The sequence below is a fragment of the Corynebacterium sp. HMSC036E10 genome, assembly GCF_001836265.1.
GTDB classification, from domain to species: domain Bacteria; phylum Actinomycetota; class Actinomycetes; order Mycobacteriales; family Mycobacteriaceae; genus Corynebacterium; species Corynebacterium coyleae.
Genome location: NZ_KV827977.1, coordinates 135,689 through 149,016 on the forward strand (window position 1 = coordinate 135,689; position 13,328 = coordinate 149,016).

The 13,328-nt window shown below is 61.0% G+C and carries 13 protein-coding genes; 2 read left to right on the forward strand and 11 right to left on the reverse strand.

Annotation, left to right across the window (positions count from 1 at the left end):
- Positions 1-75: 75 nt before the first annotated feature.
- The 11 genes from uvrC to HMPREF2736_RS04600 all read right to left on the reverse strand — a co-directional run bounded on the left by uvrC (position 76) and on the right by HMPREF2736_RS04600 (position 11,787).
- Positions 76-2,136: an excinuclease ABC subunit UvrC gene (gene uvrC, locus HMPREF2736_RS04550; protein WP_070451404.1), complete on the reverse strand. Its 2,061-nt coding sequence runs from the start codon at positions 2,134-2,136 to the stop codon at positions 76-78.
- Between the two features lie 3 nt (positions 2,137-2,139).
- A complete protein-coding gene (locus HMPREF2736_RS04555; protein ID WP_244268731.1) occupies positions 2,140-2,673 on the reverse strand; it encodes a PH domain-containing protein in 534 nt (177 codons plus the stop codon).
- Between the two features lie 72 nt (positions 2,674-2,745).
- The gene (ribH, locus tag HMPREF2736_RS04560) at positions 2,746-3,231 is read right to left on the reverse strand and encodes a 6,7-dimethyl-8-ribityllumazine synthase (RefSeq protein WP_070423117.1); all 486 of its coding nucleotides are present in this window, start codon (positions 3,229-3,231) and stop codon (positions 2,746-2,748) included.
- A 19-nt stretch (positions 3,232-3,250) separates the two neighbouring features.
- Complete coding sequence (locus HMPREF2736_RS04565; RefSeq protein ID WP_070829173.1) at positions 3,251-4,567, reverse strand: bifunctional 3,4-dihydroxy-2-butanone-4-phosphate synthase/GTP cyclohydrolase II; 1,317 nt, start codon at positions 4,565-4,567, stop codon at positions 3,251-3,253.
- A gap of 11 nt (positions 4,568-4,578) precedes the next feature.
- Entirely contained in the window at positions 4,579-5,166 is a 588-nt protein-coding gene (locus HMPREF2736_RS04570) for a riboflavin synthase (RefSeq protein WP_070614999.1), read from the reverse strand.
- A 3-nt stretch (positions 5,167-5,169) separates the two neighbouring features.
- Positions 5,170-6,165: a bifunctional diaminohydroxyphosphoribosylaminopyrimidine deaminase/5-amino-6-(5-phosphoribosylamino)uracil reductase RibD gene (gene ribD / locus HMPREF2736_RS04575; protein WP_070614998.1), complete on the reverse strand. Its 996-nt coding sequence runs from the start codon at positions 6,163-6,165 to the stop codon at positions 5,170-5,172.
- Positions 6,162-6,824: a ribulose-phosphate 3-epimerase gene (gene rpe, locus HMPREF2736_RS04580; protein ID WP_070423113.1), complete on the reverse strand. Its 663-nt coding sequence runs from the start codon at positions 6,822-6,824 to the stop codon at positions 6,162-6,164. The genes ribD and rpe overlap by 4 nt, the downstream gene beginning before the upstream one ends.
- 9 nt (positions 6,825-6,833) lie before the next feature.
- The gene (locus tag HMPREF2736_RS04585; protein WP_070828995.1) at positions 6,834-8,312 is read right to left on the reverse strand and encodes an RsmB/NOP family class I SAM-dependent RNA methyltransferase; all 1,479 of its coding nucleotides are present in this window, start codon (positions 8,310-8,312) and stop codon (positions 6,834-6,836) included.
- Entirely contained in the window at positions 8,309-9,235 is a 927-nt protein-coding gene (gene fmt / locus HMPREF2736_RS04590; protein ID WP_070820273.1) for a methionyl-tRNA formyltransferase, read from the reverse strand. The genes HMPREF2736_RS04585 and fmt overlap by 4 nt, the downstream gene beginning before the upstream one ends.
- 2 nt (positions 9,236-9,237) lie before the next feature.
- The gene (def, locus tag HMPREF2736_RS04595) at positions 9,238-9,738 is read right to left on the reverse strand and encodes a peptide deformylase (protein ID WP_070829174.1); all 501 of its coding nucleotides are present in this window, start codon (positions 9,736-9,738) and stop codon (positions 9,238-9,240) included.
- Positions 9,739-9,777: 39 nt separating this feature from the next.
- On the reverse strand, positions 9,778-11,787 hold the full coding sequence (locus HMPREF2736_RS04600) for a primosomal protein N' (RefSeq protein ID WP_070828996.1): 2,010 nt from the start codon (positions 11,785-11,787) through the stop codon (positions 9,778-9,780).
- 187 nt (positions 11,788-11,974) lie between these two features.
- Here HMPREF2736_RS04600 and HMPREF2736_RS04605 point away from each other — a divergent pair, with 187 nt between their 5' ends.
- Both HMPREF2736_RS04605 and HMPREF2736_RS04610 read left to right on the forward strand, forming a co-directional pair.
- Positions 11,975-12,904: a polysaccharide deacetylase family protein gene (locus HMPREF2736_RS04605; protein WP_070828997.1), complete on the forward strand. Its 930-nt coding sequence runs from the start codon at positions 11,975-11,977 to the stop codon at positions 12,902-12,904.
- 18 nt (positions 12,905-12,922) lie between these two features.
- Complete coding sequence (locus HMPREF2736_RS04610; RefSeq protein WP_070828998.1) at positions 12,923-13,327, forward strand: hypothetical protein; 405 nt, start codon at positions 12,923-12,925, stop codon at positions 13,325-13,327.
- Position 13,328: the final 1 nt, after the last annotated feature.

Sequence of the window (13,328 nt, forward strand, 5' to 3'; positions counted from 1 at the left end):
CGAAGCGCAGCGAGCCGCGTCGCGGTTCCGCAAAAGCTGCCGCAAAAGCTGCCGCAAAGCCAGCCTCACAACCAGCTACGTATGAAGGTGCTCGTAGATCGTCGCGGCGAGTTTCGGACCGACGCCTTTAACCTCCTGGATCTCCTCGATAGAAGCCTCTTTGATCTTCTTCACCGAGCCAAAGTGCTTCACCAAATCGGTTCTCCGCGCGGGGCCTAGTCCCGGGACTGCGTCGAGGGCGGACGCTCGCATGCGCTTCGAGCGTTGCTGGCGGTGGTAGGTGATAGCGAACCGGTGGGCCTCATCACGCACCTGCTGGAGCAGATACATGCCTTCGGAGTTTCGCGGCAGGATCACCGGCTCGTCGTCGTCCGGCACCCACACTTCCTCGAGGCGTTTGGCCAATCCGATGAGTTGTACATCGACGATGCCGAGGTCGTCGAACACAGCCTGTGCGGCATTAACCTGGGGTTTGCCGCCGTCGACGATGAACAACTGAGGAGGGTAAGCGAAGCGTTTCGCACCGGTCGATTCGTCGGCCTCGTCCTCGAAGGTCTGCGCCTCAGCGACCTCATCAGGGTTGGCGAGTTTGTCCTCGTTGTAGCGCTTGAAGCGCCGGCGTGTGACCTCGGCGATGGACCCGACGTCGTCGGATCGACCATCGCCGGCTGCCTCCTTGATGCGGTATCGACGGTAGTCGTTCTTTTTGGGCAAACCGTCCTCGAACACCACGAGGGAGGCTACAACGTCGGTGCCTTGGATGTGGGAAATATCGGTGCATTCAATACGCAGCGGCGCTTCGTCCATCCCGAGCGCGTCCTGGATATCTTGCAGGGCCTGCGATCGTGCGGTCAGGTCACCGACCCGCTTCAACTTGTGCTGGTGGAGCGCTTCGGCGGCGTTTTTGTGCACTGTTTCCATCAGTGCACGTTTATCACCACGCTGCGGCACGCGAAGGTCCACAGGCCCGCCACGTAGTTCTTCGAGCAGTTGGGTCACTTCCGGCAGTTCCGCGGGCAGCGTCTCGACGAGAATCTCACGCGGCACCGGCATCGGTGCCGCCGCTTGCGCACGTGACTCCTGATCTACGCCTCGGCGACGAACCTTCTGCGCTTCGATCTTGCGGTCCTCTTCACGCTCTTGCTTCACTCGCTCGACCGCATCCGAGTAGTACTGGACCAGGAAGTTCTGCATCAACGTTGGCAACGTTGGGTCGGTCTGGCCTTCCTCCAGACGTTCTGCTGCTCCGGGCTCATCGCCCGTTTTTTCCACGACCCAGCCCCGCTGTGCACGGATGCGCCCATCACGGACGTTGAAAATCTGCACCGCCGCTTCAAGCTCGTCGGTATCAAAGGCGATGATGTCCGCATCGGTGTCTTGGCTGAGGACGACCGTCTGGCGCTCCATTACCTTTTCGACGGCACCGAGGTCGTCGCGAAGCCGCGCCGCCTTTTCAAACTCGAGGTTTTCCGCGGCCTCCTCCATCTGTGCGGTGATGCCACGGACAAGCTTCTCGGAGCGACCTGCCATGAAGCCAAGGAAGCCCTGGACGATCTCGTCGTACTCGGCTTCGTCGACACGACCGACGCAGGGTGCCGCACACTTGTCGATGTAGCCAAGCAAGCAAGGGCGTCCAAGGGATTCGTGACGGTTAAACACACCGTTGGAACACGTCCGAATCGGGAACACGCGCGTGAGCAGATCGAGGGTCTCGCGCACCGCCCACGCATGCGAGTACGGGCCGAAATAGCGTACGCCCTTACGTTTGGGGCCACGGTAGAAGAACGCGCGCGGGTAGCGTTCGCGCACGCTGACGGCAAGCATTGGGTATGTCTTGTCGTCGCGGTACATGACGTTAAACCATGGGTCGAAGCGCTTGATCCATGTGTATTCGAGCTGGAGCGCCTCTACCTCGGATGCGACAACGGTCCATTCGACTGAAGCGCCGGTGTAGACCATCTGCCGGGTCCGCGGGTGCAGAGTCTCCGGTGGCTGAAAGTAGTTGCTCAGGCGCGCACGAAGATTTTTGGCTTTGCCAACGTAGATGACACGCCCGTCGCGGTCCCGGAACTTATACACGCCCGGATCGGTTGGGATCGTTCCGGGCGCTGGGCGGTAAGACTGGGGGTCAGCCAAGGGTTAATCCTTAGGCATGTATTTGGCTTCGAGCTTGCGGAATTGCTCGACAGCCTGAATCGCGCGCTCTTTATCGCCTGATTGGATCGCCCACAGGGTGACGTACTCGAATTCCGGAAGTTCGAGTCGCGCCATGCGGGAGCCCTTGGGAAAGCTCAAACCGTAAATGACGGTCCAGGGGTAGAAACGGGTGCCGATGATGTTGGCTACCTGGACACCGTCTTCGTTGGCGCGCACCCGAGGGCGAGTCAGTGCGATCCAGGACAGGACGGAAATAATCAGGCCAACGCCCACGAACGCGAACTTATCCACGCTGGTAATCGCGATGCCCGAGAATTGCGCGTCCACGGCCCACGCCATGAAGAAATGCACGGCCATGACAAGGATGATCCAGCCGATCGCCACGGTTCGCAGGTACCTCGACGAAATCTCAAGCTCCCACGGCTTCGTCGAGGTGTTGGCGTGCGGATCAAGCGCAGTCAGATAAGCAGCTTCCTGCTCGTTCGTTATGTGTGTGCCTGCTGGTTGATCAGTCACTTCCGCACTCCTTGTCAACTTGAAAACGCTCTTGCTTCTCGACGACTCCGTGCCGCGCTCGCTCCGGCTACTTTAACCCTTTAGCGGCAAAGCGCGAACTTTCTGCAGTTCAACTAAGGCCCCAGCGGCCGCACGCATCGCTTCGGCGCCTTTGTCTTCTTTCGCGTCTTCCCCACCGGCACGCTCGTAAGCCTGGTCTTCTTCTTCAACCGTGAGCACGCCGTTGCCTACCGGCGTTTCCTCATCCAATGCAATACGGGTGAGGCCAGCGGTGACAGAGTCGCAAACGTAATCAAAGTGGGCAGTTTCGCCACGGATGACGCAGCCGAGGGCCACTACCGCGTCGTAGCGCTTTGCGCATGCCTGCACCACAACTGGCAACTCCAACGCGCCTGCTACCGCATATTCATCGACTTTAACGCCCAGTTCTCGGGCCTCATCTCGTGCGCCAGCGCGCAGCATCTCGACGATCTTTTCATTCCAGCGGGTGTAAACGACAGCGACGGTAAGCCCCTCCGCTTGCAGGGAATAGTCCTCGGGTGCTCCAGTAGCTGCCACTGGTGGGTCTCCTTGATACCTAGTTGGTGTGGTGTTGTGGGTGTTGTGTGTTGTGTTCTTCAGCCCAACCGAGAATGCCGGGCAGGTCGTGTCCCATCCTGTCGCGCTTCGTCCGCAAATAGGCGATGTTGTCGTGGTTAGGAACCACTTCGATCCTACTGCGGTGAGCAACCTTGGGGATCAGACCGGCAAAGGCATCGACTTTTTGGGGATTGTTGGTCATCAGATCGACCGAACCGATACCCAGGTCTGCAAGGATGTCGCTTGCTGCGGAATAGTCGCGTGCGTCGACTGGCAGGCCTTGTTCAAGGTTTGCATCAACGGTGTCGAGCCCGTCGTCCTGTAAACGGTAGGCGCGCAGCTTGGCGAGTAACCCGATTCCGCGTCCCTCATGTCCACGCAAGTAGACGATAACGCCGCGGCCTTCCTGCTGAATGCGGCGCATTGATTCCTGAAGCTGCGGACCACAGTCGCAACGGCGGGAGCCAAACACATCGCCGGTGAGACATTCCGAATGCACGCGGACGAGAACGTCCTCGGCGTCGCGCAGTGCATCAAGTTCCCCAGCGATCAGCGCAACATGCTCGGTCTCAGTCAACGTATCCAGGTAGCCAACCGCAGTGAATTCACCGAACTCCGTTGGTAAACGAGTAGCAGTGCTGCGTTCGACAAATCGTTCATGCTGGCGACGGTACGCAGCGAGCTGCTCGATCGAAATCATCGGAAGCCCGTGCGTATTCGCGAACCTGCGGAGCTCGTCGAATCGAGCCATGTCTGCAGGGTCATCTTCAGAAACGATCTCGCACAGGGCACCGACAGGGGCCTTACCCGCAAGCGTCGCAAGGTCTACCGCTGCCTCCGTGTGTCCGTCCCGGACAAGTACTCCCCCGTCACGCGCCCGCAGGGGCACAACGTGTCCGGGCCTCGTAAACGACTCTGGGGTCGCGGAATCGTCGGCAAGCAATGCGATCGTCGTGGCGCGCGAACGTGCGGAAATACCGGTGGTGCCGGTTGCTGCATCAACGGTCACGGCGTAGGCAGTCCCGTGCAGGTCCTGGTTTTGCGCAACCATCGGGGGCAGATCGAGGGCCGTGGCCCGTTCGTCCGACATGGACACGCAAATGTAGCCAGAGGTGTACCTCACCATAAACGCCACCAACTCCGGCGTGGCGTCTTGTGCGGCGAAGATGAGATCGCCCTCGTTTTCGCGATCCTCACTGTCCACGACGACGACTGCTTTGCCCTCGCGGATGGCGGCAATCGCCTCCTCCACAGTGTTCAACTCGGTGTCCAATTCGGTGGTGTGATTACCGGCGCTACCGGCGGATGCTGTCATACCGTTCAACCCTAGCCCTGCACCATTTTCTCAACGTACTTGGCCACGATATCCACCTCGAGGTTCACTGGATCACCGACCGTAAGGTCACCAGCAGTGGTATCGCGCAGCGTGGTGGGGATCAGCGACACCTCGAAAAAATCGTCTCCAACCGCGGAAACCGTCAGCGACGTTCCGTTGACCGTAATGGATCCTTTCTCCACCACATACCGACCAAGATTCGCGGGCAGAGTGAAGCGCACTACCTCCCAGTGCTGCGAAGGCGTGCGAGAGACAACCTCGGCGACACCATCGACGTGGCCCTGCACGATATGTCCGCCCATGCGCTGACCAGCAGCCAACGCGCGCTCTAGGTTGACCTTGCTCCCCTCGCTATAGGTGCCGAGACGCGAGCGATCCAGCGTTTCGCGCATCACGTCAGCGGTGAATACGCCAGCAACGTTGTCAACCACCGTCAGACACACGCCGTCGACCGCGATGGAGTCTCCCGGTGATGCATCCTCGGTGACCTTCGACGCACGTACCGCGATCCGAACGGCATCCTCGAGCTGTTCAAGCGTGTCAACGACACCAATCTCCTCAACGAGTCCCGTAAACACAGTTCAGTCCTTCTCCATTTCTATAAGCACATCGTTGCCGATCCGGCGCACATCAGTGGTGCGGAAACGTTTAGCGTCACCAATCGTTCCCGCGATTTCGCAGTCGAGCACTCCCCGTCCGGCCCCCAGCAGTGCAGGGGCAATGTAGGCCTGCACCGCGTCGACCAGGTCGAGTTCCAGGAAACTCGCCGCCAATGTTGCCCCGCCTTCTACAAGCACATCTCTCGCGCCGCTATCCCACAGCGCTGTCAGCGCGGCCTGTGGAGTGTCGTATTGCTCAAACCCGAGCTCGGTCAGGTTGCCGCTGGGAACAGCCCGCTTACCGACGACCACACGTCGCGGCTGGTGCTCATACAGAGCGCCATCGCTGTGGCGGGCGGTCAACGATGGGTTGTCAGCAAGCGCGGTCCCCGTGCCAATGACAATCGCGTCACGTTTCGTGCGATCTGCGTGCACAGCGGCGCGGGCTTCGTCGCAAGTGATCCACTTGCTCGTCTTATCGGCCGCTGCCGTAAACCCGTCCAGCGTCGACGCAAACTTCAGCGTCACACTCGGGCGGTTGTTGCGCACCGAGCGAAGCCAGGGCTGCAGTGCCTCCACACGGGTGTGAAGTAGGGCCACATCCAATCCATGTGTTCGCAGCCAATCCGCGCCGCCGGATGCAGGCTCAAACGGATCAGCGGTCAGATACACCACCCTCGCAATTCCGGCATCCACCAACGCTTGGGTGCACGGACCTGTCCTGCCAGTGTGGTTGCACGGTTCCAAAGTGACAACGGCTGTCGCGCCCTTCGTCCGTGGTCCCGCTTCACGCAGGGCGTTGACCTCAGCATGGGGCCCGCCCGCGGGAGAGGTCCCGCCAGTCGCGATAACTTCCCCGGATGCGGTCACGATTGCGCAGCCCACCGGCGGGTTCGGCGAGGTCGTCCCGCGCACTGCGTCACCCGCCGCTATGGCCGCAGAAACCGCGTTGGCTAACGCGGGATTATCACGTGTCACGCCTGCGCAGCCTCAGTTGCCAACTCGCGGAGGCGCTCTACCGCCTGGGCTGGGTCATCAGCGCCGAATACGGCGGAACCAGCAACGAATGCGTCCACACCGGCCGCTGCCGCTTGTGCGATAGTGCTGTTGGCAATGCCACCGTCGATACCAATGATTGTGTCCAGGCCCGCTTCCGCAATGCGATCGCGAAGCGTCATCACCTTGCCCAGGACCTCGGGCATGAACTTCTGGCCGCCAAATCCTGGCTCGACACTCATGACCATGACCTGATCAAAATGCTCGAGGTCATCGAGGTACGGCTCGATTGCGGTCCCTGGCTTGATGGCGAAGCCGGACTGTACACCGAGTTCGCGGCACTGCTTCGCAGCAGCTACATGGTCGTCGGTCGCTTCGACATGGAACACGAGGCGGTCGCCGCCGGCCTTGACGTAGGTTTCAAACCACCGCTCCGGCTCCTCGATCATCAAATGCATATCCAGGAATTGGTCCGTCACGCCGTCAACCGCCTTGGTCACGTCGGGACCAAAGGACAAGTTGGGCACAAAGTGGCCGTCCATGATGTCAACGTGGATCAGGTCTGCGTTGGGGACCTTGCGGACGTCGTCGCCAAGCGCTGCATAATTAGCGGCAAGAATTGATGGTGCGATGTAAATCATGAGGTGTCCTTAAACTTCGGTGGTCGGCTCGGGTCCGAGTTTTCGCAGTACAGCGAAAAACATAGCGTCTGTTCCGTGTCGGTGCGGCCACATCTGGACGCTTGGCAAGTCGCCAACGTCATCCATGCCCGCTGCGTACTGGCTCGCATCGAGCTCCTCGACCTTGCCATCAGCGAGGATCGTGTCGACGATTCCCCTGGTTTCGCGCACATCGGGTGAGCACGTGGAGTAGACGACAATACCGCCGGGCTTAACTAGCTCGATTGCAGCCGAGAGCAATTCGCGCTGAAGCACGTTGAGTTCCGCGATGTCTTCCTCACGCTTGGTCCAACGCGCCTCTGGGCGGCGGCGAAGCGCTCCGAGACCGGAACAGGGTGCGTCGACGAGAGCACGGTCGTAGCCCGGCTCAAGGCCAGAACGACGACCATCGGCAGTATGGACGCGCACAGGAAGATCACGCACGGTTTTCCGAATGAGTTCAGCACGGTGCGGACTCACTTCGACGGCATCAACTACTGCGCCATCGATAGCAGCCAACGCCCCCATAAGCGCCGCCTTACCTCCCGGCCCAGCGCACAAGTCGAGCCATCGGCCTTGGTCGTCTTCGACCGGCACGTCCACTACCGCACGCGCAATCACCTGCGAGCCCTCGTCCTGGACTGCGGCGAGCCCCTCGCGTACCGGCTGCAACTGTCCTGGATCACCTTCAGGGAGGTAGACGGCGTACGGTGAGTAGCGCCCCTCTTCTCCGCCAGTGACCAGCGCTAACTCCTCCGCACTCATCTCGCCTGGTCGAGCAACAAGATGTACGACCGGGCGGGCTGAATCAGCCTCAAGTGCGGCCTCAAGCTCGTCGTCTCTCGAGCCCAGTGCAGCACGGATCGATTCCGCGATCCACACCGGGTGCGCATGGCGGAACGCCACCGCAGCAAGCGGGTCCTCCGGTTCAAGCTTGCGGAGCCACTCCTCCGCTGGAGTCCGCGTAATCGAGCGCAATACGCCGTTGACAAAGCCCTTGGCCTTGAATTGATCGGCCGCTTCAACCAAACGTACGGAGGTGTCGACGGCCGCATGGTCCTCCACTCGCGTGTACAGCAACTGGTAGGTGCCGAGCCGCAACGCGGTCAGCACTTCAACAGCCATTCGGTCCAGGCCGCGGGATGCGTTTTCTGCAATCACCGCGTCAAGGACGCCAAGGCTGCGCAGCGTGCCGTAAGTCAGCTCGGTTGCAAACGCAGCGTCACGACCGGTGATCTTTCGCTCACGCAAGACCGTCGGCAGGGTGAGGTTTGCAAACGCCGCGTCGCGCTCGACGCGTACCAACACCTCAAATGCCGCCTCGCGCGCCGGGTCACCGATGCGTGCGGTTTCGTTCACGGGTGCTGCTTCTTTGCGACGCCTCGGCGCTTGCCGCGTGTTTGCTCGTCCGTTTCGCTTCGGCTGGTGTTCACGGCGCCCTGCTGCGCGTGACCGGAATCCACCACTCATTCGAACGTCATCCCTTCCGCCCGCACGTCGTTTGCCAAGCCTCGAGCCCAATCAGCTGCGTTCATCATTTTCTTGCCGGGTGCCTGAATCGTGCTGAGCACGACGTCACGAGTACCGGTTCCCACTCGCACCTCGTTCTTGCCAAATGCAACCTGGCCCGGGGCGAGCTCGGTTGAATCGACAGACGTTACTGGCCCGAGCTTGAACCGCTCCTCGCCTCGCATAGTCCATGCACCAGGCGCTGGAGTATGCGCCCGAATTGCCCGATCGATGACCGTGGAATCGGCGGCCCAGTCAACGCGCGCATCTGCAGTGAGAATCTTTGGCGCATAGGTTCCCTCTTCAGGCTGTGCTTTCGGCGTCAGTGTGCCGGATTCAAGACCATCCATGGTGCGAACGAGCAGGTCTGCGCCGGAGTACGCCAAACGCTCGAGAAGAACACCGGCGGTGTCGTCGTCGGAAATTGTGTCTGTGAGCGTGTCCAAAATGTCGCCGGTGTCCAACCCTTCGTTGATCCGGAACGTCGTCGCACCGGTGGTGGCATCGCCCTCGCGGATCGCGGCCTGTACCGGCGCAGCACCGCGCCACTGCGGCAGCAGCGAGAAGTGCAAGTTCACCCAACCGTGCGTCGGAATATCGAGCATGCCAGCAGGAATCAGGTTGCCGTACGCAACGACCGGGATCGCGTCTGGGGCGATGTCGCGCAGTCGGGCCGCGGTGTCGTCGTCAAGTTTCTCGGGTGTGAGCACCTCAATGCCATGCTCGAGTGCAACTGCCTTCACCGGCGACGGATGCAACGTGCGCCCCCTGCCTTTGCGTGCATCGGGTCGCGTCAGCACGGCCACTACCTCATGTTCCGATGCCAGCAGCCGCTCCAGTGCCACTGCCGCCGGCTCAGGGGTGCCTGCAAATACAAGTCTCACGGTTAGTTCTCCTTATTCCACTCCGCCGCGGCAATCGCATCGAGTGCCGCTTTGCGGTCAGCTGGCGACATTCGAGCCGTAAACATCACGCCGTCGAGATGGTCTGCTTCGTGCTGAATGCAGCGTGCGAGCAATCCGCTGCCGCGTAGCGTCAGCGGGCGCCCATACATGTCGGCGCCATGGGCAACCACGGTGTTGTGTCGCTCAACAGTCCCGCGAACATCAGGCACCGAAAGACATCCCTCCACACCGATCTGGGTATCTTCGCCCAACGGCGTCCACACCGGGTTCACGGTGTGTCCCCGAAGGCCCTGACAATCGAACACAAACACTCGCTGTGCGACACCGACCTGGTTGGCCGCTAGGCCAACACCCCCAGCCGCATCCATCGTCTCAAGCATGTCGCCCACAAGCCTGTGCAGGCGTTCGTCGAACACATCCACCTCCTCCGCTGCCGTGTTGAGCACCGGATCCCCGAATAGACGAATGTCGCGTATGGCCATGAACGCCAAGTGTACTGACCTGGACAAGCGAAATTTCGCTTACCCGATATCCACCGGATTGACCTGGATACGCAGTGGCAGCTCCTGCTTCGACGTCGTCCACGCGACTGCCCCTGCCCGCAGCGCCTTGCCCAGCGCAGACCGCCCAGTTAACGGCGCGCGCACCAGCATGCGCTGCGCCGGACCGTACTCACGCTGATCCCACTCGCCGGGCAAACGCACACCCGGGGGCAAATCCACAGGCCCCAGGATCTCCGCGTAGTCCGGCAGGTCGGTGCGCTCAAAGAACGGCTCCAGCGCGTCTCGGGGCGCGTCAACCACGGCAACGTGGACCGCCGGCGGAAATCTCGCCTCGCGGCGCAAAGCCAGCTCTGCAGCTGCAAATCCCGGCGCGTCCCAGCGAATGAGATGCTGCACGACCGGCATGCTCGGCTCCGCTACCACTACGACTTCTCCGCCATCGGCATGCGGTTGGACAAGCGTGGCAGCAGCCATCCATTTCGACAGCGTGTCCTCCACTGCCCTTAAGTCAGGGCGTTGTACGAGCGCCCACGCGTCAAGCAGCACAGCAGCACCGTATCCGCCTGGTACTCGAGGTTCTGCGCCTGGCGTGGCGACGACAATCGCAGGCCCCGCGTCAATCGTGCGCGAAATACGATCGCCCCCGGACGTTTTGACCCTATATTTCGCAAACGCACGGCCAAGCTCTTCTGCGGTGCGTTCGGTGCCCAACACGACAGCCCGCACACGCCGGGAACCGCATGCCGGACACACATGTGCAGGATCCATTCGGCCACACCACCGGCATGTCGGTGCCGCTGCTTCACCGCCGGAGGGCAACCCCAGTGGACCGTTGCACCAACGGCAACGCGACGGTGTACGGCACTGCCCACAGGCGAGTGATTGGATATACCCGGTGCGCGGAACCTGGAACAACACAGGAGTGCCTCGCTCAAGGGCTTTCGTCGCAGCCGCAAATGCTGACGAAGGAAGACGGGCTTGTTTCGCCCTTGGATCCCGTTCGAGCTCAAAGTCAGAATCGCCCGCGGCGTGAATGTAAGGCGAACGTGTACGAAGCGTTTGGCGGGGTGCAACCAGTTCGTGCATCCAGCCAGATTCCACCAACAGTTGCGCCTCTGCTGTGCGTGAGAATCCGCCAATGACCAAACATGCGCGCTCAAGGCTCGAGCGCGTCGTGAGCACCTCCCTGGCGTGAACGTAGGGCGCGCGGGGATCCACGAGGTTGTCATCGCCGTCGAACATCACGACCATCAACCGCAATTTCTGCACCGGCGCGAATGCGGCGGAGCGAGTCCCCACCACGATGCGCCCTTGGCCGTGCAGAACGGACAGGTAGCGGGAATACCGTGCTTGGGGTCCCTGGGAGGCGGTCAGAGTCGTCACTTGTTTTGCCGCAACGAGCTCGCGTAGCGCTTCCTCGCAACGGTCAACAGCATCTTGGTCCGGAACCACAATGAGCGCGCCACCGCCGTCCTTTGCCACCTTGACAGCGAGTGCGGCAAGCGCGGCAGGCCAATCCTCGCCCGGCACCAACTGCCACGCGGCACGAGCCAGCTTTCCCTCTACTACGGCATCGACGAAGGACTCACCGTGTGTGTACGTCGTCCATGCGGAAAGGTCCGGCTCGGCTACCTCCCCGAGCTCCACCCATGGTGTGGAGGTATCCGTTTCTTCCGCTTTCGCATGTCGCGCGGGTATTGCAGAGCGATAAATGTCGGATCGGATGCCTGCGTACCGGTCCGCGAGTGCGTCGATAAGCATGCGCGTGTGCTCCGGGGCCACGACCTCGGGTGAGATGACGCGTTCGATGAAGCGCAGTGAGCCTTCATGGCTTGTCGACGACACCCGCTCCAGCACGATCGCATCCACGAGCCTGCCTGCAAACCGAACCCGCACGCGGACGCCTGGCTGTGCGGCTTCGGCATCCTGCTCGTCGACAAGATAATCGAAGGCCCGATCAAGGTGCGCGAGCCCCAACATAGGCAGCACGCGGGCCACAGGCAGGTTGGCAGCTCGCGTGTTGGACATGGTGCAGCATTCTAAACCACGCCACGACACGACACTCCGGACCTAAGGCTCAGCTGTGCGAAACAGTGCGGTAGTAATAGATGCATCACAAATCAATCGCGCCGATGAGGGACCCGCTTCCGCCATGAAACGTCTGCTTCCCGCAGTCTTATCCGTCTGTATATCCACTGCAGTTGCCGCAGGAGCCATGACTGCTCCCCAAGCACATGCGGTTGACGTCACAAATCTTTCGCTAGGAAGCAAGCAGACACAACTGCTTTTTGCAGGCTCCTCCCTTGGCCCGATACTTAGTCCAGGTAACGGCTCGCCGATCGACAACGTATCCGCCTACATCCACGGCTCGTCGCAAGGCGCACAGCAAGCCGTACAGGACAACTGGCGCAAGGCATACAACCAACTCCCCCAACAAGTTCGAGATAGCGTGCCACCTCACCTGCGCCCTGCACCGCAGGAAGAAGAGACTGTGCCGGTAACCGTGGTCCCGGCAGCGGAGCCAACGTTGTCTCCTAACGCGGCCAACTGCAGCAATTGCGTAGCAATTACGTACGACGACGGACCGGTTCCCGGTACGGACCGCCTGCTCGACATCTTCAAGCGCAAGAATGCGCATGCGACGTTCTTCGTCGTCGGTAACAACGTCAATGCAAACCCGAAGATCCTGCGCCGCATCCGCGCCGAGGGCCACACGATTGGCAACCACTCGTATTCACACCCGGACCTGGCGCGCCAATCCGACGCAACGATCGGGTCACAGCTCAGCGACACGAGTGCTGCCATTGAGAAGCAATCGGGAGTGAAGGTGCACTGGGTGCGCCCGCCCTATGGTTCCTACGACGGCCGTGTAATCAATGCTTCCAAGGCCCGTGGCCTATCGCTGGCAATTTGGGACGTTGACACGATGGATTGGAGCCACCGTGACACCGCACGCACCTGCTCCATAGCGGTCAATCAGGCGCAAGCTGGATCGATTGTGCTCATGCACGACATCCACGAGCCGACCATCAACGCAGCGGAATGCATCATCGATGGTCTGCGCGCCAAGGGGCTGCGTCCGGTAAGCCTCGACGAGATGATTAAGGACCCCGTCCCGGGGCGTGTGTACACCCACGCGAATTAGCCGTTAGACTTCGTCGCCATGACTGATCCAGGCGAGCATGGCGAGCATACAGACGAGCAATCGGAAGACACTGCAGACCGCGAAGGTTGGCTCAAGGCACTTCCCTATGCCGTTTTTGCACTGTATGTGATCGCACCTGCACTCGTCATTCCCGTCGCTGGCACGCCATGGCTCCTCGTTGGTTTCATCTTTGCTGTCGCTGCCATCGCAGGGCTTGTCGACGGCTACTGCTTCCGTCCCTCTTGGACATTGCCACTATCCGCCGCTGGCGGTTTCTGGGTGGCGAAGATGCTTTACTTCAATGACGGCACCTTCATCTATGCACTCGGCGTGGCTGTCGTGTCGGCACTTTGCGCATGGCTGATGTCTTTGGTGCGCAAGCAGCCGGCCCCGGTGTCGTCGACAAGCAGTGCGCAGGTGTAGC